Source organism: Neobacillus drentensis, from assembly GCF_036965245.1.
In the GTDB taxonomy this organism is placed as follows: Bacteria; Bacillota; Bacilli; order Bacillales; family Cytobacillaceae; genus Neobacillus; species Neobacillus drentensis_G.
The window spans coordinates 95,846-120,770 of sequence record NZ_JBALPG010000017.1 but is presented as its reverse complement, the minus strand read 5'-3'; the positions used below and the strand labels follow the sequence as shown (position 1 = coordinate 120,770).

The following is a 24,925-nucleotide window of genomic DNA, read 5'->3' as shown; positions in this document are numbered from 1 at the left end:
GCCAAAAGAAAAAAGCCTATTAGAAAAGGCTTTTTCACAATACTTTTTTACTATCCGTCACATCTAATACATCCAAAAGGAACACAAATATAGGTATTCCAATAATCAGACCCCACACTCCAAAAAAGTGCTCTGAAAAAATCAAGACAATAAATGTATAGAAGACAGGAAGATTTGTTTTTGAACTCATTAAATTTGGATTTAAAATATAAGTTTCAATGCCATGAATAACCGCAATCGCAATCCCGACATAGAGAACCTTCATTATGCCGCCAATACTATAGGCAATAATCACAAGTGGGATTAATGAAATAATTACACCGGCAACCGGGATTAATCCTAAAACAAAAATCATAATCGATAAACCGCCTAGCTGCGGGAAATCAAGCAGCCATAAGAAGATGGTTGTAAGAATACAGTTCACCAAGGCAATTATTAATTGTGCTTCAATTACTTTACCGAACGTTCCAACGAATTTGTGTGCAAAATATTCAATTTCCACGTAGATGGATGAGATCTTGCTCGTTCTAAATTTCTTTGTAAATTCAATTAAGCGTGGTTTTTCTAATAAGCAAAATAAGCTCAACAAAAGCGCCATTAACACTTGCAAGGTAATTTTACTAATATCAGTTAAATTCTTAATTAAGAAGGTAAAGCCCTGCTCCAGGTAACTGGAAATTTGAATTTCCTCAAAACGGCTCATCACATAACTCAAGACGATATTATCATGCTTCGAGGTATAAAAAGCAGTTAACTGTTTGATCAATGCGGTAATTTCACCAGCAATCATCGGCAGGTACATGACTAAACCGTAAGAAAACAAGCCGACAATACAGGCATATGATACAATCACAATCAACCTGCGATTAAGCGGGATTTTCTTTTCAATAAATTGAACTAACCGATCCATTAAAAAAGTAAAAATAAACGTAAGTAAAATCAAATTTATCATAGATCTCATCGCATATAAGATGATCGCAATCAACACAAAAATTGCTATTCTTTTAAATCCACTGCTCTGCAAAAGTTTATTTATCATGCAATATTCAAACCCCATTATTTTTACTTTTTTTATATGTGTTTATTATATCAAACCTCTAGGTAATCTGTCCTTATAAAAATGCTATCTTGCACTAAATTGAACCGGTGTCATGGTACTGTCAATTGCTTTACCTTCAAAGCCTTGTTGACTTAAATAGTCAAGCAGCGCTGGCAGATGGGCAAGCGTTTCCTGTCTTTCGTGTAAAAGAATCACGATTGGCCCATTATGGTCTGCTAATCTATTTAATTGCTCAATGACGCTGTCGACATAGCGTTCATCCTTATAAAACCAGTCCTTGCTGTCAATATTCCAATCCCACATTAAATATCCATTATCATGAACTGCTTGGCGATATCCCACTGTCATATGGGGAACGCTGCCGTAAGGGGTTCTCATAATATATGAATCAACACCGGATATTTCTTTTAACGTGTTCCGGTTTTGTGTTAATTCCGAGATAATAGAATTGGCAGATGCATAAAAAACTTTCGGGTTGTGGGACACACTGTGAAGGCCAACTGTCTCTCCATTCTGAACCATCAACTTTACCGCATCAGGGTATTTCCGGATATTTCCGTCAATCATAAAAAAAGTCGCTTTATAATGATACTGTTCCAAAAGTGCAATAATCTCACCCGAGAAAGCTGCGGGACCGTCATCAAATGTTAGATATACCGTTTTATGGTTCCCCTCTGGCTGCGTATTATTTTGCTGTGGCTGGGTTGCATTGGATTCCTTTTCCGGTGTTTGAGGAGTTCCTGTTTCTTGAGTGGCATTTTGTGCCGCGGCAGTGTCCTTAGTAGTAGTTTCTTGTTCTTGATCTTGTTTATTTCTCCAAGATATCGCTTTATCTTGCTGTTCTTGCATCCGTTCTTTTTCAAGTTTTAAATCCTTTGAGTTCTTGACAATCGATTCTTGTGTTAGTCTTTTGGCTGCTGCACGTTTAATATTTTCATTTTTTTCGTGATTACTAGGTTCACTTGCAGCTTTCGCCTGAAAATAATTGCTCACAAATATCCCTGCAAACAAGAACCCTATCGCAATAATGACAATTACTATCCCTCTTGACCATCCGCTTTTTAGATACCCCATTGTTCATACCCTCTTTGTTGTTTTTTCCTTCCTTCATTATAGACGAACGAAAGGCCAAATTGTTTCTAATCTATTAAAAATATTACAATTCTATTAAATTTAATGGATATTACTAGTAAATTCGACAACAAGTTTTGACAAAAACGTGTAAAACCCAATTTCCACATGATAATTTACAACTTTTTACCAATATATTATATCAACAATAAATGGAAAAAGTAGCAAAAGGAAAAAATAAATTAGAAACCTCAAAAAGGAGTTCTGTTACAGATTGACATACATATTCATTGAACAAGATTAATGGAGGTGTGATTTGTGTCGAGTCGCGGACTCGTTTATTGAGGGAAAATTTTTGAGCAATAAAAAAAGAGAACAATTTTCAACTTAGAAAATCGAACTCTTTACAATTGTTATTCTGTATTAATCGCATTTATTAACTCTTTTATTTGTTTTAATTTCTGAGGGTTTAATTGATCCTCAGATAATTCAATTTCCACTTTTAAAATGCTCTTCACTGAATGTTTCTCTTCAACTTTATTATTTTTCACAAAATCTTCCACTTCAATTGCAAACGTCTTTGCAAGTTTCTCTAAGATTTCTAAACTGGGATTCCTTTGGATGCCCCGTTCAATTAGACTTAAATAAGACTTTGAAATACCGGTAAGTTTGCTTAACTTAGTCAACGAATACCCTTTGTCTTTTCGTAACCTTTTGAGTTTACTTCCATCCATCGTATCCCTCCAATCTAAACACCTGCCATACAGTTATTATAAAACCTATAATTCTAGCTTCGTTTCACTAACCACCAAGGCCTTTTGTTATCAACTGAATAGCCAATGGACCTAAAATCACAATAAATAACGAAGGAAAGATGAAAAATACCATTGGAAACAGCATTTTCACCGGGGCTTTCATTGCCTGCTCACGGGCTGCCTCACGTCGCTGCTCGCGAACCCGTACGGTCAGATTTCCTAATACCTTTGCCATCCCAATCCCAAGCTGGTCAGCCTGAATCAACGAGGTAATAATACTTTGAAACGAATCAGAAGGAACACGTTTCCGAAGTTCGTAAAAGGCTTCCCGTCTCGATTTTCCAAGCTTCATATCCTCTAGCGTTTGAATAAACTCATCTGCCAGCGGGCTTTTTATTTTTTGCGAAACCTCCGCTAACGCCAAATCGAGTCCCATCCCGGCCTCAAGCAAAAGGTTTACAGTGTCAAAAAAGTCCGGCATTGAAACGTTAATCGCTTTTATTCTTGCTGTCTTCTTTTTTCCAAGATAAAACACTGGGAGTCGGAATCCTAATAACGCCATCGTAAAAATCATCACCCAGGTTAACATTTTGTTATCTGACGCCGGCAATATCAGCAGAAAGATTGGCAAGCTGAATCCTACACTTAGGACAATTTGGAACAACCTGAAGTCGATTGCCGACTTAAAAGGGTAGCCTGCATCCCGTAAGAGCATGTCAAGTTTTTTTCTTTCTACTTTTGAGACTTTCTTATTTAATATTTCTGTTCCTTTATTCCAGTAAAGATCAATAACCTTCTTTATACCTGTTTCTTTACTTTCATTTAAAGGATCCACTTTTTGTTTTATCACCGGTTCACCAAAAACCATATTTACCCGTTCATTAAAAGCTATTTGCCGTTTAAAAACGGTTAGCAAAATTCCTGCGAATAAAAAAGTCGTAAACCCACCTAATAAAAATAACAAAATAACATTCAACATTGTCTCACACCTCAATTCGGATGATTTTTCGGATAAATACCCAGCCAATAATATTGGCAGCTGCCCCAGCAAACAGCATCATCCAGCCTAATGGGTGCTTAAACATTGGTGAAAAATAATCCCAGTTTACCAGTCCTAAATATAATCCTAATGCAACTGGCAGCAAGGTAATTATCCAGGATGACATCCTTCCTTGAGCTGTCAAGGTTTTCAATTCTTCAAGAATTCGCACCCTGCCTCTGATCGTTTCTTCCATTGTCTCGAGAAGTTCAGCTAAATTACCGCCACTTTTCCTTTGGGCAAGGATCGCTTGGACGACCACATCCAGCTCTTTATTAGGTAAACGCTGTACTAATTCCACAAAAACATCATCCACCGGAACGCCCAATCCTGCCTGACGAACCACCCGGTCAAATTCTGGCCCAAGCGGGTCGGGTATTTCTTTTCCGACAAGCTGCATTGCCTGCATAAAGCTGAAACCAGCTCTCATCGAATTAGCCATTGTACCCAATACTTCGATTAATTGATAGTTGATCCGCGCTAACCGAATTCTCCTTTTTCGTTTCATCAAATTTTTAGGGATAATGAAGCCAATGATAACGACAACCATTATTAAATACCATGGTAGTCCGATAAGGGCGGTAACAATTCCACTACCAGCAGCAGCTAGAATTCTTATGGCAAAGAACTCTTCCGGTTTCAAATAACTTCCAGCTTCTAATAATATTTTCTCCGTGCTTTCGCTAAATTGCACATTTTTAAAAATGGTGGAAATGGACAGGATAAAACGTTTAATAATGGATGGTCCTTTTTCTTCTTCATTAGTTGCTTCATCCAATTGAAGAGACGGCAGAAATTCTTTAATCCGCTTATTCATCCTTCTATTATGAGAGTAACTGCTCAAGATAAGAAAGATTAAAACACTAGCGATACTAAAAAAAATGAGCAATTCAATCACTATTTTCATTTCAACCACTCTCCAACGAACCATGACGCAGGCATTTTGTAGCCATTTAATTCAAGCAGCTCGGTGAACTTTGGACGAATGCCTGTACTCGTAAAATTGCCTTCAATTCGTCCATCATGGGTAAAGCCTGTTTCTTTAAATACATAAAGATCTTGGAGAACGATTGTTTCACCTTCCAAGCCTAACACCTCAGTGATATGAGTGATTTTTCTCGTTCCATCCTTCATCCTTGCTTGTTGAACAATTAAATCGATAGCATTTGCAATTTGCTCACGAATCGCTTTTACTGGTAATTCAAATCCGGCCATCAACACCATTGTTTCCAAGCGCGAAAGAATATCTCGAGGAGAGTTGGCGTGCCCAGTACTTAAACCTCCGTCATGACCCGTATTCATAGCTTGGAGCATATCTAATGCTTCAGCACCACGAACCTCACCGACAACAATTCGGTCAGGCCGCATCCGCAGTGAGTTTCGCACCAAATCCCGAATCGTAATTTGCCCTTTTCCCTCGATATTCGGCGGCCGTGATTCAAGGGAAATGATATGTTCCTGGTGAAGCTTAAGCTCGGCAGCATCTTCAATCGTCACAATCCGGTCTTCATTTGGAATAAAGGAAGATAATACATTTAACGTCGAGGTTTTTCCTGAACCTGTTCCGCCGCTAATAAAAATATTGAGTCGTGATTTAACACACATCTCCAGAAATTCTGCCATATCATTCGTTAAGGTTCCAAATTGAATTAAATCTTTTATCGTAAAAGGGGTATCGGAAAATTTACGAATCGTTAAACAAGGCCCTTTTAAGGCAAGCGGAGGAATGATGGCATTAACACGTGAGCCATCAGGCAGACGGGCATCCACCATCGGGGAGCTTTCATCAATTCTGCGGCCAATCGGTGAAACAATTCGCTCAATGACTCGCATGACATGCTGGTTGTCGATGAAATTGACAGTGCTCCGATAAATCTTACCGTTTTTTTCATAATAAACTTCGTCAAAATTATTCACCATGACCTCACTGATTAATGGGTTCTCTAACAGCGGGGTAATCGGTCCATATGCCAAAAGTTCATCTTTTACGTAATGCAAGAGTTCTTGCTTTTCTTCAAACGTCAGCCTAGTGCCCTCTTGATCAAAAAAAGCTGCACCTAATTCCTCAATTTTACCTTTTTCTTCTTCCTTACTCTGTCCAGGGAATTTTTTCAATTCTTCTAATAAGTGATTGTGAAGCTCGGCTTCTAAATCCCAAAATTCCTGTGACTTTTTCGGAACGATGAACTCTTGGACATCCTTGCTAAGAGTATCTGTTGACCCTTCGATAAAACGTTTAAATAATGACATTTTCCTCCCCGCCTCACTTTCCTACCTGAAACCATTTTCTATCTTTCTTCATCTCGGCTACCTCACCACTTTTTTGTACAAACAGATTCTGGGATAGCTTCCAAACTGCCTTGCCAAGATGGCTTCGCGAGTTTGCAAGCATAAATGGCTGTCCTGCTTTAATTGAGGAAGCTGCCACATTTGTTTGTTCCGGTAGGCTGAAATGAACTTCGACTCCGAGAATTTCCTCGATTTTTTTCACATCAAGGCCTTGGCTTTTGACATATCGGTTCAAAATGAGTTTTACTTTATCCTTTAACATAATAGACTCTAAAGATTCTAAATAGAGCTGACTTAAACGAAGAACAGATATTTCGTTTGTGGTTAGCAGTAAAATCTCATCCGCCAAATCAAGGAATCGCAGATGAATCTCAGATAAATTTACTGGCATATCTATTAAGACGATATCAAATAAATTTTTCGCCCCCTCGACAGCCTCTTTAATATGTTTTTCGGAGATCCCTTCAAAGAACTCTGGGCGAGGTGGTGCTGCAAGGACGGATACCTCCCCATCAACAAGGGTCATATATTGGTCAATCGAATAATTGGCGTGCCCATATCCTTCCTTTACCCATTCATAAATCGTTCTTTTCGGTTTCATATTATAGTAGATGGACACTTCACCAAATTGGAGGTTACCATCAATAACAGCGACCTTCTTCCCCATTTTGGAGAATGCCACGGCCAGATTAACAGTTAACAGCGTCCTGCCCACACCACCCTTTGGACTCGAAACGGCTATAACCTTACTATTCTCTTTAACTAGATTGGTAACACTATGTTCTTTTTTCGCCCGGTGTTGCATGAATTTCTTCGCATTGGCAACTGCTTCAGATAGTTCCCCAAGATTATAGGAAGAGCGAAGCGTATCCGAGGCACCCATTAGCATCGCCTGTCGAAGATTTTCCTGTTCTTCAGGAATAATCAAAATAATATAAACATGAGGGTAAAGCACAGAAATCTCCTGGCAAAGGTCATAGACGTTATAATATTTATCTACGTTTAGGAATAAAACCGATTGATTACTATTATTTAAAAGGCCATAAAGACTTTCAATTTGACTGGTTACTGTCAAGTTAAATTGTTGTCTTTCTAGAAGTGTTTCGATTTCTTCAGGAAAAGTATTCGTATCTGAAAAATAAACCCAGTTTATGTTCATTTCTTTTCGGCAGCCTCCTCTTTGATCACTTCTCTAGTTTGCTTCAATCCAGCCTTTCCCGTTTCCTTATCTTCTGAATTTCTTAGCATTAAATAAAACCCATCTTTATCTTTAGAAGCTAGTCCGAGCACGACCCCTTCTTCCGGCGTCACTTCCAATGTAACCGTCTCATATTGAAGCGCCGTTTCCTTATTGTCAGATGATTTACCAGAAGTAAGCACCTTCACATTTTCAAGGACAAGAACTGCAGATTTGAATTCTTTTTTAGTAGCATCATCCTTGGTTGTTGCATAAGCAATCACATCAACCATTGATTTCGGTGCAATATACCCTGAAACACCTTCTTCCAGTTTTATTTTAATCGAGAACGCCCTCTTCCCTTTGCTGACTTCGACTATTGGATTAATGAACTCTCTTGCAAGAGCTTTTTCTTTCTCATCTTGTTTCTCTTTTTCAATTTTCTCAGGAGACTTTTTATCCTTTGTTTCTTCATTGTCCTGAGAAATCGGGGCACTTGCAGGGGTGGAAGGTTTTTCTTTTGCGATAATTGTTATGTACAAAAAACCCGCTACCGCCAACCCTAATATTAATGAAATTAACCAAATTTTCTTTGTGTTCATAAAAGTGCTCCTCCTAAGTCCTTAAAACCTGAGATTTCACATCAACAATTTTTCTACTTAATTATTTCTATTTCTAAGAAAACTTTTCTCCATCTATCGTTAAAGCAGTGTTGCAAAATTGAAATTTATTTGGAGGTAAAAAAATAAATGCACCACAGCTTTTATTCGCAATTTAAATATTTTATTCTACTGTCATAACAGTAGTGTCTTTCAATTGTATTGTCTTTACTAAGGGTCCAAGGACAGGAGTAATAAAATTAAATGGATAGGTAATTGTAATTTGGACTTCAGTTCCTGGCGTCCGTGATGTTGTCGAGACATCTACCCAATCTTCTTTTAAACCAATACTAGTCGCCCGATTCTTCGCAATTAGCTTTACTGCAGCATTATCTTTTCCAATGCTTGCTGCCCTTGCAGCCTCTCTTCCGGCATGATCAATGGTCAGATAAGCATGAAAAGCCCTGCCAAAGTCAACAATCCCAAACAACAACATTACTAATACAGGAAGAATCAACGCAAATTCAACCAGAGATTGGCCGTTTTCTGATTTCATTAATAACCACCCCAGATAAGTGTACAGAGTGTTCCTAGAACAATAGCAACTCCATAAGGAAATGAAATACTACTTTTTTTATCCTTCTGTAAAATAACTGACCCAAGGTTACTTTTTAAAAAAACAGTATTAAAGAAAAGTGATTTAAATGAGTTATTAAAACCGTTTGTTTTAATAACTAATATTAGTGCTATCAGTCCACCAATTATAGCTGTATAAATAAATGAATAAAAAACGAAGCTAGTTCCCATTAGCGCCCCAATTGCAGCCATTAGTTTTACGTCTCCTGCACCCATACCTCCTAGTAAATACGGGATTAGTAAAAGGCCTAGTCCAACTAGAAAACCTTTTCCGCTAAAAAAGAATCCATTTACTCCTAAATTTAAAGTGTAATAGGAAAACGCAATTAGTATCGTAGGTAAGGTAACAATATTTAATATTTTTCTCTTCATAACATCAGTTATCAATGAGATTATTAGAATGGTAAGTAGTATAATGGTAATAATCATATTAAGACCTCTTTTTTTAGAATTTAAGCCCTACTTTAAAAAGTAGGGCCCGTTTTCAAACAAATGTAATTATCTTCCTATTACGTAGTTAAAGCGGTTTTAATTTGTCCAAAGAGGGTATTTAATTGTCCACCAACCGCAGTTAAAGCAATAATAACTGCAAGTGCAACTAATGCAATAATCAGCCCGTATTCCGTTAATGCTTGCCCTTCTTCTTCAACAACTAGATTCTTCATTTTTTCTAACATTTGTTTTCCTCCTACTAAGCTTTTTTTGTTTTTAGGTTCTATATTAAGAACTTGTATTAAATATAAAACGAACAAAATATTTTGAAAACATTCATTTTTGTTCGTTTTAACGGATTATTGCCTAATATTCTTCTTTTTCCTCTACTTTTCTCCTTTTTTCTTAGTTTTTTGTTCTTTATATAAAATTTTTCGTTTATTATAATGAACTTATTGTTGAAGAGTTGGAAGGAGTTATTTTATGAAGGAAAAAAACATTACTATTTCTTTTCAAATTAAAGTGGCAAATTCTTTTTTTGCTAGACTAAAAGGGCTTATGTTTCGAAAGGATCCGATTAAGAATGAAGGACTTTTGATCATACCATGTAATGCCGTGCATATGTTTTTTATGAAGTTTCCAATCGATATTGTTCTTCTTAACAAACAAAATGAGGTTGTAAAGGTTTATCAAAATTTGAAGCCATGGAGGATGACAAAACCGGAAAAAAATGCGTACTCCACACTAGAACTTCCAGCAGGTTCTATTAATCAATTTGGAATTCGAGTTGGAAGTATTATTCATTGTACAAACATACATTAAGTTTTTTTCATCGAATATCTTTTAGCATTCTTCGTACTGAAAATAAAGTGTTCTAGTCGAATCAATAGGAAAAATAATGGCACTTTCATCTGTACAAAGAATAACTTTCATATTATCATTCTTTATAAAGAACAAATAAGGAGGTTATTTTTTATTGCTTAAAAGGATTCTATAGGAAGAAAAAGGGCAATCCATGGTTCTTTTTACTATTTTTATCATTACATTATTTAGGTTTGCAGGGTTAGCAATCGACGGAGGGAGATTATACATTGCTAAATCAGAACTTCAAAAGGCAGTTGACGCGGGTGCACTGGCAGGTGCACGAATATTAATTTGATGATTATTTAATTCCAAATAAGAATTTTAATTTCAGTGAGGATGAAAAGATTAAGGGGAGAGTTAGAGGCATAGCTTTAACAATAATAATTCCGGCACCTATACCCCAAGTGGAGATTATGTATCCAATCGAACAGAAAACTTCTAAAAGGTTGAAGGCACGGAAAATGTACGATTAATGTTTATGCCTGTATTAGGAATTGCAAAAAACACGAATGTAAAAGCAATAGGGAGAGCTAAAATTATCAAATAAACTATACCTGGTTTAAACATTGATAATATAATACCGATTGGAATTAGTGCCATTCCAAGCAGCAATCAATGCGAAATATGTAAGCTAGTTTCCAACCCAGTGAGGGGACAACTGGAAACTATAACTTTTTGAATTTCTCAAAAATTGAACCTCCAGAAAATACGCTTACTAAACAAGACTGTAATAGCAGCGGTTCAAATATTGATGGATATATTTTAACTGGACCTCCTGCTTCTAAACCAATATACATCAATTAGTATTTGTGTTCTAAGCCTGGTCAATCTGATACAAAAATTGCTGAAGCCATTAATAAAAGAATTACAGATGGGAAGACAATAGTTTATGTACCCATTATTACTGGCTATGGTACAGGTACTAGTCCTACAACAGTAGTAGGATTTGCTGCATTTGAACTACAGCCTATATAAGATAAAGTTAAAAATCATGATATATATATGGAAAATTTCTCAAACAAGTTATGCCTGAAGAATTTATACCAATTTCTTCATATAAATCAAAACTCGATTTATAAAGAATATATTTTTAAGGGGTGCAATTATGTTTAAAAAATTTCTAAAAGAAGAAACAGGTCAATCACTAATTCTCATAGCCGTCTCAATAATAGCATTATTGGGATTTGCCGGTTTAGTTATTGATGGGGGAAGATTGTATCTTGCAAAATCTCAACTTCAAAAGGCGGTTGATGCTGCATCCTTAGCAGGTGCAAATGTATTGGTAAATTCCTTAAAAGCAGGCGGAAAAAGTGCAGTAAATTTTACTGCCATTTCTGAAAAAGTATCTATTATATCTGAAGGAAACTATGAGGATGGAAACTATTCCTATAATCCTGATTTACATGGAATAAAAGCAGTTGAAGTATCCGGTAATGAAACAGTAAATTTAATGTTAATGCCTGTTTTAGGAATTAATAAAGATTCTACAGTAAACGCAGTCGCTAGAGTAAAAATCGGTAATGTAAGTAAAGTTGGTAAAGGAGTTCTTCCAATAGGAATAGATTTTGATATACTTAAAGATCCTACTGATCCAACTGGTACGAAACTAAAATATGGAGTAGAAATGACTATTACTAATAGCCCAGGAACAGGGGTAAATGGATATTATGGTTTTTTAGATTTTTCTTCCCTTCCTGGGACTAATGGAAAGGGTGGAGCAGACGGCCTTAAAGATTATATCTTAAATGGGTCAGATGTGCCTATTTCTGTTGACCAAGCCATTCCACCGAAAAATGGTGAAAATAAAGGCCCCGTTGAATCTGCAATAAAACAGAGAGAAGGGGATATCGTATATGTCCCCATTGTTACTGGTCCAAATTCTGATGGAAAATTAATTGTTACAGGTTTTGCTGCCTTTCAATTAATTCATTATGTGACAGAAAAGGAAGCTAAGGATAACAACCTACCAGAATCACATGTAATAACAGCGAAGTTTCTTCAACTTGCCACTGAAGGTGATGTCGGAGATGGTATTATTGATTACGGAATATATAACGCTAAGCTTGAATTGTAACTTTTAAGATGGTACTAAAAATTGTGTTAAAATAATTAGCGATGTTTTTAACAATATTCATCCTATCCTTCACAACATTATCAGTTGCCTTAGCTGCCAAACCTACTACTGGACCTACTTCCTCCACAGCTCAGACAACTACTATTTTAGACCTTCAGTCAGGAATACACATCATCAACATTGAGGGATGACATCAAACTGAGTTAACTTGCCAAGGGCAGTCAGTCGATTGTGATACCCGAACCTATTGTCATAATACCAATTGAAGTAACAGCAAACTCAAACGCTGATTTTTCCGCTGAGAACGAGTTTGCAAATACAACTTTGCAAGTAGATGAATATGTTATTTTTCTAAATAATAATAAGGTTTTTTATGGGTATCAGGAATTGACAAATTCCATTTTTTCAAACCTTGCGCTAAGTCAGAACTATACCATTCGAGTTGAGGTATTTTCCAACGGAAATCTTACTGGAAAAGAAATCACCACATTTACCACCATATTACGATTTTCATATAATTGAAGCAAGAGAAGCTGTTGTTACATTTTCTTACGAAGCCACCCTTCAACTTTCAGGCCGTAAGGTGATTACTTGTAAAAAAGTGATCTTATCAAATGGAGTTCCAACCGAACTCCCTGATTCTGAAGGGGTTTATGATAGGATACCGATTGATTCAAACACAGAAAAACAGTTCAATATTAAAGTCATTAGGTCCAACTATTATGTAGTTACTTGTCAAAATGGACTACTAGATGGGTCAAGAAGTTTTTCGATTCCCAATATTTTTGATTATTAAAATACGGTTTAATAATGGGCTTAAACTCAAAGGATTACATTGAGTTCAGCCCTTTTTCTATTTTAATTTTTCTGTTGTCTTTGTGCCAATTAAGAGATTTTCATTTATTTTAATTTTGTTCACTATTTGTACATACCATTTGAGAGTAATTGGCAATATGATGTAAATGAAAGAATTCTATAGAAAGCGAGTATGACCTATGAAAAAAGAGATGAGATTGCAAACGATTTCAAAACTTATCTCTGAGCATGAGATAAAGACGCAAGAAGAGCTGGGGCAATGGCTAGATTCTAGCGGTTTGCAAGTGACGCAGGCGACCATCTCCAGGGACATTCGTGAATTGAAACTGATCAAGGTCCCTTCCAAAGACGGCAGTTTGAAATATAGTTTTCAAATAGATCAGGACCATTTGATTTCTGAAAAACTGCGTAATAAATTGAAGGATGCGCTTGTTGGTATGGAGGTCATTAACTATTTTGTTATTATTAAAACACTGCCAGGACATGCCCATTCTTTTGGGGCGCTGTTGGATTCAATGGAGATCGATGGTAAAGCCGGCACCATTTGCGGAAACGATACATGTTTAATTATTTGCCGCTCACCTGAAGAGTCTGTCAGTATCAAGCAGCAAATAGATTTATATCAAAAGTAACGAAAAAATCACATGATAAGGAGAGAGTACGATGCTCAATTCGCCTGTGATCAATATGGATGTGCTTTCTGATTTACAGCAATTTGATGTTTTTTCCTGCCTGTCTGCAAAAACATTAAAAAAATACATGCCTTATTTTTATTTCCGCAGTTACAAAAAGAACCAATGTCTGTTTATGCAGGGGGACCCGCGCGACAAACTCTTTTTTTTGCTTGATGGGTATGTAATGTTTGAACGTGCCAGTGAAGAGGGCAGTATGCTTTATTTAGACTTTATTAAAAAAAATCAAATGTTTCCCACTGGCGGGATTTTTCACGATAACGTTTACCACGATACGGCCATTGCCGTTACCGATGTTCATTTGTACTTCGTCCAAACCCACATCTTAGAGGAAATACTCAAAACCAATCCAAAGCAATTACTATCTATTATTACTAAACTGTCAGAAATTCTAGACCTTCATCAGAAACGAGTACAACGAATCCTCATTCCTCATGCCCAAGAACGCGTGATGCATACGATTCAGTTTTTAATGGAGGATCTCGGAGTGAAGGATGACAATGAGGTGGATATCCCCTGTCCCCTTACGGCCGCCCACATTTCCAAGCTATCTGGAACAACAAGGGAAACGGTTAGTCTGCTTATTAACCAGTTAAAAAGAGAAAAGATAATCTCGGTTAAGTCCAAAAAAATGAGAATCCATCAACCGGATTATTTTAAAGAAATATGAATACATAATAGAGGCTGACCCCGTTTTTTCGGGTCAGCCTTTTACTTTAGCTCCATAATTTTCTTAATTTTAGAACTTTATCTGTGAACTTATTATGACATTCAAGGTTTATTCAGGCTATTACCTTTGAAAAGACTGATTCGCATTAAATTATACATATTTATACAACTGAATTTATATGAACGACAAAAAAACGTTAGGATTATTACATTTTGTTTGTAAGCGCTATTACAAAAGAAAGGGCTTACATCACTTAGAATAAAGGTGTAGCAAGGATAGTTCAAAAAAGGGAGGAAAAAAAATGAGCAGTATAAGCAGTATAGCAGAAATCACTACTCAGCAGGAAACGGAAAAAAAATTAAAGCACCCGATCCATGTTACCTCAGAAATCGGTACTTTAAGAACGGTTTTACTGAAACGTCCTGGTAAAGAAGTAGAAAATCTAACGCCTGAATATCTGCAGCGACTTTTATTCGATGATATTCCTTATTTACCGATTATCCAGAGAGAGCATGATTATTTCGCCGAGACATTAAAAAATAGAGGCATAGAAGTCCTATACCTCGAAAAATTGGTAGTTGAAACATTAAGTAATACAGAGATAAAAAAACAATTTATTGATGATATTTTACGAGAAAGCAAGGCAAATGTCAATGGAGCAGCCCACGTGTTAAAGGAATACCTTCTTTCTTTTTCCACGGCGGACATGGTTGACAAAGTAATGAGCGGGATTCTTAAAAAAGAGATAGAAGCAGAGAAGAAGTCTCACCTTTACGAATTAATGGAAGATCACTATCCATTCTATTTAGATCCAATGCCAAACCTTTATTTTACCCGTGACCCGGCGGCAAGCATAGGAAACGGTCTATCGATTAACAGGATGCGGGAACCTGCACGAAGGCGCGAATCCTTGTTCATGCAATACATCATTAAGCATCATCCGCGATTTGCCGACCATGATGTTCCTGTATGGTTAGACCGTGACTTTGGCTTCTCGATTGAAGGCGGAGATGAACTCATTCTTAGTGATGAAGTAGTGGCAATCGGCGTTTCCGCCCGGACATCTGCCCGTGCGGTTGAAAAAATTGCACTAAACCTATTCAAAAGACAAGATACGATTAAAAAAGTAGTCGCCGTGGAAATTCCAAAATGCCGTGCCTTTATGCATCTTGATACCGTATTTACGATGGTAGATTACGATAAATTTACGATCCACCCTGAAATTCAAGGACCACAAGGCAATATGAATGTCTACATTCTTGAAAAAGGTGTCGATGATCAGCATGCCAACATCACACACCGCACCAACCTTCAGGAAGCATTAAAAGAAGTTTTGGGATTAAGTGAACTCATCTTAATTCCATGTGGCGGCGGTGACGAAATCGCGGCTTCACGTGAACAATGGAATGATGGTTCAAACACTTTAGCGATCGCACCAGGCGTTGTCGTCACCTATGACAGAAACTATATTTCCAATGAATTATTGCGTCAGCACGGAATAGAGGTAATTGAAATCTCAAGCTCGGAATTATCCCGTGGCCGTGGGGGTCCTCGCTGCATGAGTATGCCAATTGTTCGTGAAGATTTACACAAATAATTTTATCAAAAGGAGAAAGATGACAATGGTAATCACTGCACCTAAATTTTACGGCAAGAGCTTTCTTTGTGAAAAAGATTTTTCAAAAGAAGATTTTGTTTATTTTATCGATTTAGCAATGAAATTAAAAGATGAGAAAAAACATGGCATTCCGCACCGCCATTTGGAAGGCAAAAACATCGCGTTGCTTTTTGAAAAACCTTCAACTCGCACACGCTGCGCTTTCACTGTTGCTTGTACCGATCTAGGCGCACACCCAGAATATTTAGGAAAAGATGATATCCAGCTTGGTAAAAAAGAATCGATTGAAGATACGGCAAAGGTATTGGGACGTATGTTTGACGGCATCGAGTTCCGCGGCTTTGAGCATAAAAAGGTTGAAATGTTAGCAGAACATTCAGGTGTGCCGGTTTGGAATGGCTTGACCGATTTATGGCATCCAACGCAAACACTTGCTGATTTCTTAACCGTAAAAGAAAACTTTGGCCGCCTGGAAGGAATTAAATTTGTCTATGTTGGCGATGGTAGAAATAATGTGGCCAACAGTCTGCTAGTTGGCGGTGCCCTTGTTGGTATGGACGTTCGTATTTGTGCACCTGAATCGTTGTTCCCTGCTCCTGAAATCGTGGAGTTAGCGAGGGGCTTAGCTGAAAAATCAGGAGGCCGCGTAACAGTTACCGCCGATGTTGAGGAAGGTGTTTCCGGTGCAGACGTAATTTATACCGATGTTTGGGTGTCTATGGGTGAAGAAGATAAGTTCTCTGAAAGAATTGCCCTTCTATCCCCATATCAAGTCACAATGGAGATGGTGAAAAAGACAGGCAACGACAACATGATTTTCCTACATTGCCTCCCTGCTTTCCATGACCTAGAAACAAGCTATGGTAAGAACATTTTTGAAAACCACGGCCTTGCAGAAATGGAAGTAACGGATGAAGTCTTCCGCAGCGAGCATTCAAAGGTATTTGATCAAGCGGAAAATAGAATGCACACGATTAAAGCGATAATGGCTGCTACACTTGGGCATTTAGAATAAAAGATTACTGGGAGCGAGCTCATTGCTCGTCTCCCTGCTCCTTATCAATTAAATTCGCTGATAAAATGGTGAAGTTCGCCGATATAACACCGAAATCCGCTGATAAACCATTAAATTCGCTGATAAGCGACTTCTAGAAAGTTGAAATACCTGCATTTTTACGAAAACGGTTTAAATAAACGTAAATGGAGGAATAGCATGAACAACATTTCAGAAGTGTTAATTCCAGAGCTGAGAAACATCGAAAGAGATTTTCAACAAGCATTAGCGCAGCTGATCGAAATCCCGAGTGTGATTAATGAAACCGAGGGAGATACCCCTTTTGGTAAAAACATTGACTTGGCCCTTAAAAAGACACTAGAAATTTGCGGGCAACTGGGCTTTAGTACGTATTATGACCCTAAAGGATATTATGGCTACGCTGAAATCGGTATTGGCGAAGAAATGATCGGTATCCTTGGACATCTTGACGTTGTTCCCGCAGGCAGCAATGAAGAATGGGTAACTCCTCCCTTTCAGGCAAAGATTAAAGACGGAAAAATGTACGGAAGAGGTACACAGGATGACAAAGGTCCGACACTTGCCGCCCTATTTGCCACGAAGGCATTAATGAATCTAGGGATTACTTTTAATAAACGAGTCCGATTTATCTTCGGAACAGACGAAGAAACGCTGTGGCGCTGCATGAACCGTTATTGTGAGCTTGAAGAAATTCCAAGTATGGGCTTTACACCAGACTCCGTCTTCCCGCTCGTTTATGCGGAAAAAGGCCTGCTCCAGCTGCTGTTAGAAGGGAAAAATGAAACAAAGCTAAGACTGCAAGCAGGCAATGCCTTTAATGCAGTGCCTGACACAGCAGAATTTTCCGGTGAAAAGCAAGCTGAATTAAAGGCTGCATTTGACGCGTTAGGTTTTTCATATGAAACGACTGGAGATAAGGTTGTTGTTCTAGGTAAAGCCGTCCACGCCCAGGTAACTGAAAAAGGAATCAACGCCCTTAATCGCCTCCTAATTGGAATGAAGCAGATTGGGTATACCTCTAAAACCATCGAGTTTGTTAATGATTTAGTCAAGGAAGATCCGTTTGCGGAGAAAATTTTTGGCGAATGTGAAGATGAAGCATCAGGAAAATTGAAATTCAATATAGGAAAAATAGAGTTGAGCGAGGAAATCGAAAGGTTGTCGATTGATATCCGTATCCCGGTGACAGCGGATAAACAAGTGATTGTGAATACACTCACAAAAATCGCCAAGGAATACGGCTTAGACTACAAAGAGTTTGACTATTTAAAATCAATCTATGTACCGAAAGATCACTATTTAATTCAAACATTAATGAAGGTGTACCAAGATGTGACAGGTGATTTAGTTTCTGAGCCAATTTCTTCAGGCGGTGCCACCTATGCCAGAGCGATGGACAACTTTGTGGCCTTCGGAGCTGTTTTTCCACAACAAACGAAAACTGAGCACCAGCCAAATGAACATATCGATTTAGAGGAAATGTTTAATGCAATGCACATATATGCAAAAGCAATTTACCGCTTATCCCGCATTAACGGGCAGTAAGACTCCATTTATATGACCCAATTGTGCAAAAGATTATTGGGGTCAACTGCCGTAAAAAAAAACGATTTGTTCAACTAACCATCAATGGGAATGAAGAAACTCCACATTGATGGAAGTTTCACCTTAACCCGATAGATTTTCATCTAATTGTATGGGGGAATTCCTATGAAAAAAATAAAGATGCCTACTGCTTATACGTTATTATTTTTGATTATTGTTGTCATTGCAGCATTAACCTGGGCAATCCCCGGTGGAAAGTACGATACAAAAGTGGATAAAGCGACACAACAAGAAATCCCTGTAGCCGGAACCTATCATCAGTTACCTGGAAAAGAGCAAACCCCTCAAGGTGTATGGGAAGTATTAAATGCTCCAATTAATGGATTTTTTGATGCCAAAGATATCGCCCTGTTCGTGCTGGTCATTGGCGGCTTCCTTGGGGTTGTTATGAAAACAGGTGCGATCGATGCCGGAATATCCCGTGTCATTCGAAAATTGAAGGGGCGAGAACAATGGCTGATTCCCATACTGATGGTCCTTTTTGCAATCGGTGGATCGACCTACGGAATGGCCGAAGAAACCATCGCCTTCTACCCTATTCTGATCCCTGTGTTGATTGCAGCAGGATATGACGCCCTAACGGCAGTATCGATAATCGCTCTAGGGGCCGGGATCGGCTGCCTTGGTTCAACCGTTAACCCGTTTGCAACAGGTATCGCCTCCGGATTTGCCGGTGTTTCAATCGGTGACGGGATGGGTCTTCGCCTGATCATCCTTGTTGTTACCTTAATCGTTACAATTATGTTTGTCATGCGCTATGCCAAAAAGGTTAAAGACGACCCTTCCAAATCCCTAATTGCCAATATGAAGACAGAAAATGAACAGCATTTCTTATCACAAAAGACAGAGGACATTGAATTCACTGGGCGTCGAAAAGCTGTTCTTAGTGTTTTCGGATTAACCTTTGTTGTGATGATTTTAGGGGTTATCCCATGGGCCTATAAATTTAATATTACTATTTTCGAAGATTTGGTCAAAGCATTAGGAAAAATTCCGTTCATTGGAAAATTACTTGGCGGTATGGTTCCGCTCGGTGACTGGTGGTTTGGGGAATTAACGATGTTATTCTTAACATCCTCCATCATTATTGCCATTATTTTTAAAATGGGCGAAGAGAATTTCACAAGTACATTCATTAACGGTGCGCGCGATTTATTAGGTGTTGCCATTATAATCGGAATTTCCCGAGGAATCACCGTTGTCATGGATGCCGGCGGAATGACGGCAACGGTTCTCCATTGGGGAGAAGGAATGCTAGATAATATGGGTTCTATCCTGTTTACTAATCTATCATTCTTATTTTACTTGCCATTATCTTTCCTAGTGCCATCAACATCAGGACTGGCGACCCTTTCGATGCCGATTATGTCACCTTTAGCAGACTTTGCTGGGATCGGCAGAGATCTAGTGATTACCGCCTATCAAAGTGCTTCAGGAATCGTGAACTTAGTTACGCCAACAAGCGCCGTAATCATGGGAGCACTCGCAATTGCACGTATTCCATATAGCACATACCTCAAACACGTTTGGAAATTAGTTTTGGGATTAGCTGTCATCATTATGGTGATTATGAGTATAGCCGCCATTATGAGCTAAGAATTTAATTTAATCCCTTGGTAGAAATTCATTGTGATTATAAAAATATGAAAAACCTTATTATAAAAGCTAGCGGCTCTATTGGAGACAGTTGAGACAGCTAGTTTTTTAAGAAGATCAAACTATCATTAACAGAGTTTTTAATATAATAAAGGAGATAACCTTATGAAAAAACAAAAAGTAGTCATTGCTCTAGGGGGTAATGCGATCCAATCTGGTGATGCAACAGCAGAAGCTCAACAATTAGCCCTTGAAAAAACAGCACGCCAGCTCGTAGATTTTATTGAAAAAGGCATTGATATTATTATTTCCCATGGGAACGGGCCGCAGGTCGGGAATATTTTACTGCAGCAGGCTGCAGCCGATTCGGTAAAAAATCCTGCGATGCCGCTTGATACATGTGGTGCCATGAGTCAGGGCATGATTGGCTACTGGATGCAAAATGCAATGGATAAAGTTTTGAAAGAACGCTGTATTTCGAAAAATGTGGTGACGGTTGTGACCCGAGTCGTTGTCGATCAAAATGACCCTGCTTTTTTAAATCCAACCAAACCGATTGGACCTTTCTATAACGAAGAAGAAGCTAGGAGAATTATGGAAGAAACGAATACTTGTTTTAAAGAAGATGCTGGACGCGGCTGGCGGCGGGTTGTGCCTTCACCAAAGCCTGTAAGCATTCGCGAGCATTCGGTCATCAATTCTCTCGTCGAGCAAGGAAATATTGTCATTTCTGTCGGCGGCGGCGGGATTCCTGTCGTCGAAACAGACAATGGCTTACTTGGAATCGAAGCGGTGATTGATAAAGATTTTGCGTCACAAAAGTTAGCTGAACTTGTCGATGCCGATGCCCTTATCATTCTCACCGCTGTCGACAATGTATATATTGATTTTAATAAACCAACGCAGAAGAAATTAGAGGATGTAAGTATTGAAGAGTTACAGGCTTATATCGCAAGCGGGCATTTTGCAGCTGGCAGCATGCTCCCTAAGGTAGAAGCGGCTATCACTTTTGCTGAAACAAGTCCAGATCGTAAAACAATCATCACCTCATTAGACCAAGCATTTAATGCTATGGACGGAAAAGCAGGAACGGTCGTCACCTTACATAGTGCCAGGGTTCTTGCCTAAACATGACAAAACCTCTTTGAATCTACGTTCAAAGAGGTTTTGCTTTTTTAAAAATCATTTGACTGGTCGACAGTCTTAGCTTTTATCGGCAATATAGATTGCTCCACTTTTTCATATTTCATAAGGACAGATTTAATAACGCTTAGCTTCGGAACAATCCAGTAGGCAAAGAGGGCTGCACATATTCCGATTATGGCACCGGTAAGAACATCCCCTGGAAAGTGAACCCCTACCCAAATACGGGAACCCCCTACTAAACAGGCAACCGTCAGCCATACCCATCCTTCTTTTTTGCGTACTAACCAAATCGAAAAACAGACGGAGAAAAACAGAATGGAGTGGTCACTCGGAAACGCATTGTCAACCGCATGTTCAATAAGCTTGTTTACGTGTGGCAGCTCAACAAATGGCTGAAAATGGGAATTGAATATCCCTGCGATTTTTCCAAGAACTTCAGCAATCACAAAAGCAAATACACTCTGAATGACCATCATTCTATTTTGGTTGGTCCGGGTAAACCAATAAACTATCAATCCTATTAATAAAACATACACCATATAGTCCGCTATGAAGATGGCGATTGGGTTTAGGGAATCGTATTCTTTTCCTAGATCATTAATGGCTCGAAAGACATCAATATTTACTTGCGAAATAGACATTTTTGACTTTTCACCCCTGATTCATCACTTTTTTAAGTGCACTGTAATATTATCGGGTAATAAGTTTTAAATTGTCCTTAACCATTTCTTAATTTTTTCTTAAAATACAACAATACCTACATCGAGAATGAAAAAGAATGGACTTGTAGACTAATTTAAAAGCTTAATTTCATGTAGTGTCAGGCACTTATGAAAGACTCGCCGATTGGCGAGACCTCCTCTAGGACGAAGTCAGAGGTGGAGATCCTCGTATGTCTAAAAAAAAGCGGAGATATAGCTCCTCGTATGTCTGAAAGAAAAAAAGCAGAGAATTAGATTTCTCTGCTCTGCTATTTTGAATTTACCACTTCAGGTTTCGTTTGTTGTTTTTGATTGTATAGCGGCAAAATGAAGAGTAAACCGATGATAAACAAGACGGCCGATGTTTCAAACGTAGTCACCAATGAAAAATTCTCTTTTAAAACACCCGCAACACTCATCGTTATGACCATTGATCCGGCGAACAGCGGGCTTAAAATCCCATTCACTCGACCAATAAAGGCCTCTTCTGTTTTTTGTAGGATCAATGTATTAATCCCGATTTGAATACACGGCATCATCAGACCGTTACAAAACTCAGCAATCAGTGTAATCCACAGGTTTGTCGACCATCCCATTACAGCAATGCCGATCCCATTGACAAGCATTCCAAAAACAAGCAGTCTTTGCGGTGCCACATTTTTAGCAAAAATCATCGCTGCTGCCCCACCGAGAATCATCCCGGCACCATTGATCATAAGCAGCCACTGAAGGTTTTCCTTCGGAAGGTTTAATTGCTCCGTAACAAGGAAAATCGATAATGGGTTAATGAACCCGATGCCTAATCCTGCAGCCATGAAACACAGGCCTAATAGGCTCAATTCTTTTTTTTCAAGAACATACTTTATTCCACTTTTCATTTCCTGCAATAATGTTGATTCACCCACTTCTTCTAATGGACGGTCCTTTGGCAGGAATGCGAGTGCACCAGCTGAAAGTAAGAAGGCGATGCCCGTAACAGCAATCGAGACGTCAATTCCAAACGATTGAAAGACGAACGTTCCAATAATCGGGCCTAATACCATAAATAAAGCAAAGACTGTTTGATAAACAGACATCGCTTGCTGCACTTGGTCTGCAGATAAATGCATTTTAAACAATTTCATCCCTGATGGCTGGGAGAATTGTGAGAGTATGGCTGAGATTAAGGTCGCGAAAAATACTACCTTCCACGTTCCGAAAATAAGTGTAATCAGCACGGCAAAAATAGATACTGCACTTAAAATATCGCACCAGACCATTGTCTTTTTCGGTGCCCAGCGGTCAGCAAATGTCCCGCCGATAAAGGAAAAAATAAAGATTGGCGCAAATTCAGCCACCGAGATCATCGAGACTGCAAATGCGTCGCCTTTGGTCTGTTCCATTACAAACAGTAGAACGGCAAAGTTCCGGACCCAAATTCCTACCTGTAAAAATAATCCTGACATTATAATCGCGAGAAAGACACGATTGCGAAATAAGCCTCCAGTTGGTGCTGCTTGTGTTACGTTGTTTTCCATATAAAAACCTCCTACGCAAATTTCTGGTAGGAGGCGGTACAATACAATTTCAAAGCGGCAAAATATCCCTGACAGAAGGGACACAATGATCTTATCTACTTGTATAAAAGTACATACTAATCCTATCCAGAAAAAAGGTTGTATTTTTTTCATGAGTAATAGGATTATAAGATCATCGTTCCAAGGTCACCCTTCCGTTTTTTGTAAGTTTTATTCTAAATGATTCCAATCATGAATGCAAGTATTTTCATTCAGTGGATTTTACCGCAAATTTCGACAGAGGCTCGGGACTTTGTGACAGTATGTGAGGAAAATATATCTCCACGGGCATCTAGAGTCGGTCTTTGTAAACTAATATGAACATTTCCCCTTCTGAACTGGTACTTAGAGTCGGGTTTTTGTGATCCTTAGTATCAACATTACCTTCTCACGGATACTTAGAGTCAGTTTTTGCGACCGATAATGTTCAAATGACCGTCAATTTTAGGATGATAATTCCATTGACAATGATTCTCATTATCTATAAAATGACCAATATAGACATTACATCGGAGGGGATACAACATGTTTAACATGCTTTTTGGGTTGAAGGATATTCACACAGTTCTAGCTAATCAACGAAAAATCGGCGGTGCAGCGGAAGCAGATTCGATTCGCTTATCATCTGGTGAAACCTACTTAAACCCAGTGTTTACAAATGTTGATATCTCAAAAGGACAATATGTTTCCGTTGGATTTATCGATGAAGATGGGCAAAATATTATCGCCCACGTCGACCAAATTGCCATTATTAAAGGCTTACAGCACAAATTGATTTGCCAGCTAAATAACACTTTTATTAAAGAAATAATGGTCCGTGATACATTACAATACTTACAAAGATTATGTGAAGTAAACGCAGGGTTCATTACACCTACTTTTAAAAAAGAAGCGTTGAAGCTTGTTCATGATATCAGTGTGAATGAATTGAAAAACCATAATATATCATTGCCATTCCCTCTTGAAGATAAAATAGTTCGTTTACATGCATAAACGAGGTCCAATTGTTGGATCTCGTTTTTTTGTCAAAAAAAACTTTGATAAATGCCTTTTTAAGGTAAGCAAACTTCTTTCTTTCTTTTTTCAAGTAAAAGTCGTTGTAGAGACCTTCTACTTTTACTCTTCATTTTTCGCGCAATGCCTACGTAGAACACTTCTACATCGATGTTTACTTGCTTTTTTTGAAGATACACCTACGTAGAACCCCTCTACATCGATGTTTGCTCTCTTTTTTAAGCGAAACACCTACGTAAAACATTTCTACATCGATGTTTGCTTTTTTTTTGACGAAATCCCTACGTAGAGCCCTTCTACATCGACGTTTGCTTGCTTTTTTTGAAGATACACCTACGTAGAGCCCTTCTACATCGATGTTTGCTTTCTTTTTTTGACGAAATCCCTACGTAGAACATTTCTACATCGATGTTTGTTCTCTTTTTTAAGCGAAACACCTACGTAGAGACCCCCTACATCGATGTTTACTTGCTTTTTTT

At 38.3% G+C, this 24,925-nt stretch carries 26 protein-coding genes; 13 read left to right on the top strand and 13 right to left on the bottom strand.

The genetic code is table 11. From position 1 onward, the window contains the following. Positions 1-34: 34 nt before the first annotated feature. The 11 genes from V7150_RS04775 to V7150_RS04725 form a co-directional block, all read right to left on the bottom strand. Entirely contained in the window at positions 35-1,039 is a 1,005-nt protein-coding gene (locus tag V7150_RS04775; protein ID WP_335514196.1) for an AI-2E family transporter, read from the bottom strand. A gap of 84 nt (positions 1,040-1,123) precedes the next feature. Beyond that, positions 1,124-2,134, bottom strand: a complete 1,011-nt coding sequence (locus V7150_RS04770; protein ID WP_335514193.1) for a polysaccharide deacetylase family protein — start codon at positions 2,132-2,134, stop codon at positions 1,124-1,126. 410 nt (positions 2,135-2,544) lie between these two features. After that, complete coding sequence (locus V7150_RS04765) at positions 2,545-2,865, bottom strand: helix-turn-helix domain-containing protein (protein WP_335514191.1); 321 nt, start codon at positions 2,863-2,865, stop codon at positions 2,545-2,547. A 67-nt stretch (positions 2,866-2,932) separates the two neighbouring features. Beyond that, positions 2,933-3,865: a type II secretion system F family protein gene (locus tag V7150_RS04760; RefSeq protein WP_335514189.1), complete on the bottom strand. Its 933-nt coding sequence runs from the start codon at positions 3,863-3,865 to the stop codon at positions 2,933-2,935. Between the two features lie 4 nt (positions 3,866-3,869). Further along, positions 3,870-4,832 carry a type II secretion system F family protein gene (locus V7150_RS04755; RefSeq protein WP_335514186.1) on the bottom strand — a complete coding sequence of 321 codons (963 nt, stop codon included), beginning with the start codon at positions 4,830-4,832 and terminating at the stop codon, positions 3,870-3,872. Continuing rightward, positions 4,829-6,175 (bottom strand): CpaF family protein, encoded by a 1,347-nt coding sequence (locus V7150_RS04750; protein ID WP_335514185.1) that lies wholly within the window; start codon positions 6,173-6,175, stop codon positions 4,829-4,831. Before V7150_RS04750 ends, V7150_RS04755 begins: the two co-directional genes overlap by 4 nt. A 13-nt stretch (positions 6,176-6,188) precedes the next feature. Further along, positions 6,189-7,373, bottom strand: a complete 1,185-nt coding sequence (locus V7150_RS04745; RefSeq protein WP_335514183.1) for an AAA family ATPase — start codon at positions 7,371-7,373, stop codon at positions 6,189-6,191. Then, a complete protein-coding gene (cpaB, locus tag V7150_RS04740; protein WP_335514181.1) occupies positions 7,370-7,993 on the bottom strand; it encodes a Flp pilus assembly protein CpaB in 624 nt (207 codons plus the stop codon). The genes V7150_RS04745 and cpaB overlap by 4 nt, the downstream gene beginning before the upstream one ends. 181 nt (positions 7,994-8,174) lie before the next feature. Further along, positions 8,175-8,546, bottom strand: coding sequence for a TadE/TadG family type IV pilus assembly protein (locus V7150_RS04735; protein ID WP_335514177.1), 372 nt, complete (start codon positions 8,544-8,546; stop codon positions 8,175-8,177). Further along, positions 8,546-9,055 (bottom strand): A24 family peptidase, encoded by a 510-nt coding sequence (locus V7150_RS04730; RefSeq protein ID WP_335514174.1) that lies wholly within the window; start codon positions 9,053-9,055, stop codon positions 8,546-8,548. The genes V7150_RS04735 and V7150_RS04730 overlap by 1 nt, the downstream gene beginning before the upstream one ends. Positions 9,056-9,135: 80 nt before the next feature. Beyond that, entirely contained in the window at positions 9,136-9,303 is a 168-nt protein-coding gene (locus V7150_RS04725; protein WP_335514171.1) for a Flp family type IVb pilin, read from the bottom strand. Positions 9,304-9,541: 238 nt separating this feature from the next. Here V7150_RS04725 and V7150_RS04720 point away from each other — a divergent pair, with 238 nt between their 5' ends. The 12 genes from V7150_RS04720 to arcC all read left to right on the top strand — a co-directional run bounded on the left by V7150_RS04720 (position 9,542) and on the right by arcC (position 21,157). Next, the gene (locus V7150_RS04720; protein ID WP_335514168.1) at positions 9,542-9,880 is read left to right on the top strand and encodes a DUF192 domain-containing protein; all 339 of its coding nucleotides are present in this window, start codon (positions 9,542-9,544) and stop codon (positions 9,878-9,880) included. A gap of 193 nt (positions 9,881-10,073) precedes the next feature. Then, complete coding sequence (locus V7150_RS04715; RefSeq protein WP_335514165.1) at positions 10,074-10,217, top strand: Tad domain-containing protein; 144 nt, start codon at positions 10,074-10,076, stop codon at positions 10,215-10,217. A 512-nt stretch (positions 10,218-10,729) separates the two neighbouring features. Next, positions 10,730-10,897: a hypothetical protein gene (locus tag V7150_RS04710; RefSeq protein ID WP_335514162.1), complete on the top strand. Its 168-nt coding sequence runs from the start codon at positions 10,730-10,732 to the stop codon at positions 10,895-10,897. Positions 10,898-11,027: 130 nt separating this feature from the next. After that, positions 11,028-11,996 (top strand): Tad domain-containing protein, encoded by a 969-nt coding sequence (locus V7150_RS04705; protein ID WP_335514160.1) that lies wholly within the window; start codon positions 11,028-11,030, stop codon positions 11,994-11,996. A 442-nt stretch (positions 11,997-12,438) separates the two neighbouring features. Then, complete coding sequence (locus V7150_RS04700; RefSeq protein WP_335514158.1) at positions 12,439-12,792, top strand: hypothetical protein; 354 nt, start codon at positions 12,439-12,441, stop codon at positions 12,790-12,792. A gap of 199 nt (positions 12,793-12,991) precedes the next feature. Then, entirely contained in the window at positions 12,992-13,444 is a 453-nt protein-coding gene (argR, locus tag V7150_RS04695) for an arginine repressor (RefSeq protein ID WP_335514155.1), read from the top strand. 31 nt (positions 13,445-13,475) lie between these two features. Further along, a complete protein-coding gene (locus tag V7150_RS04690) occupies positions 13,476-14,174 on the top strand; it encodes a Crp/Fnr family transcriptional regulator (RefSeq protein ID WP_335514153.1) in 699 nt (232 codons plus the stop codon). 301 nt (positions 14,175-14,475) lie between these two features. Next, positions 14,476-15,771 carry an arginine deiminase gene (arcA, locus tag V7150_RS04685; protein WP_335514150.1) on the top strand — a complete coding sequence of 432 codons (1,296 nt, stop codon included), beginning with the start codon at positions 14,476-14,478 and terminating at the stop codon, positions 15,769-15,771. A gap of 25 nt (positions 15,772-15,796) precedes the next feature. Then, the gene (gene argF, locus V7150_RS04680; protein ID WP_335514391.1) at positions 15,797-16,807 is read left to right on the top strand and encodes an ornithine carbamoyltransferase; all 1,011 of its coding nucleotides are present in this window, start codon (positions 15,797-15,799) and stop codon (positions 16,805-16,807) included. 198 nt (positions 16,808-17,005) lie between these two features. After that, positions 17,006-18,373: a M20 family metallopeptidase gene (locus V7150_RS04675; RefSeq protein ID WP_335514148.1), complete on the top strand. Its 1,368-nt coding sequence runs from the start codon at positions 17,006-17,008 to the stop codon at positions 18,371-18,373. Between the two features lie 165 nt (positions 18,374-18,538). Then, positions 18,539-20,029, top strand: coding sequence for a YfcC family protein (locus V7150_RS04670; RefSeq protein WP_335514146.1), 1,491 nt, complete (start codon positions 18,539-18,541; stop codon positions 20,027-20,029). Positions 20,030-20,194: 165 nt separating this feature from the next. Further along, on the top strand, positions 20,195-21,157 hold the full coding sequence (gene arcC / locus V7150_RS04665; RefSeq protein ID WP_335514143.1) for a carbamate kinase: 963 nt from the start codon (positions 20,195-20,197) through the stop codon (positions 21,155-21,157). A gap of 47 nt (positions 21,158-21,204) precedes the next feature. Here arcC and V7150_RS04660 read toward each other — a convergent pair whose 3' ends face one another. Continuing rightward, entirely contained in the window at positions 21,205-21,816 is a 612-nt protein-coding gene (locus V7150_RS04660; protein WP_335514140.1) for an undecaprenyl-diphosphatase, read from the bottom strand. A 329-nt stretch (positions 21,817-22,145) separates the two neighbouring features. Continuing rightward, positions 22,146-23,393: an MFS transporter gene (locus V7150_RS04655; RefSeq protein ID WP_335514138.1), complete on the bottom strand. Its 1,248-nt coding sequence runs from the start codon at positions 23,391-23,393 to the stop codon at positions 22,146-22,148. A 564-nt stretch (positions 23,394-23,957) separates the two neighbouring features. Between V7150_RS04655 and V7150_RS04650 the strand changes: the two genes are divergently transcribed. After that, a complete protein-coding gene (locus V7150_RS04650; protein WP_335514134.1) occupies positions 23,958-24,425 on the top strand; it encodes a hypothetical protein in 468 nt (155 codons plus the stop codon). Positions 24,426-24,925 lie beyond the last annotated feature (500 nt).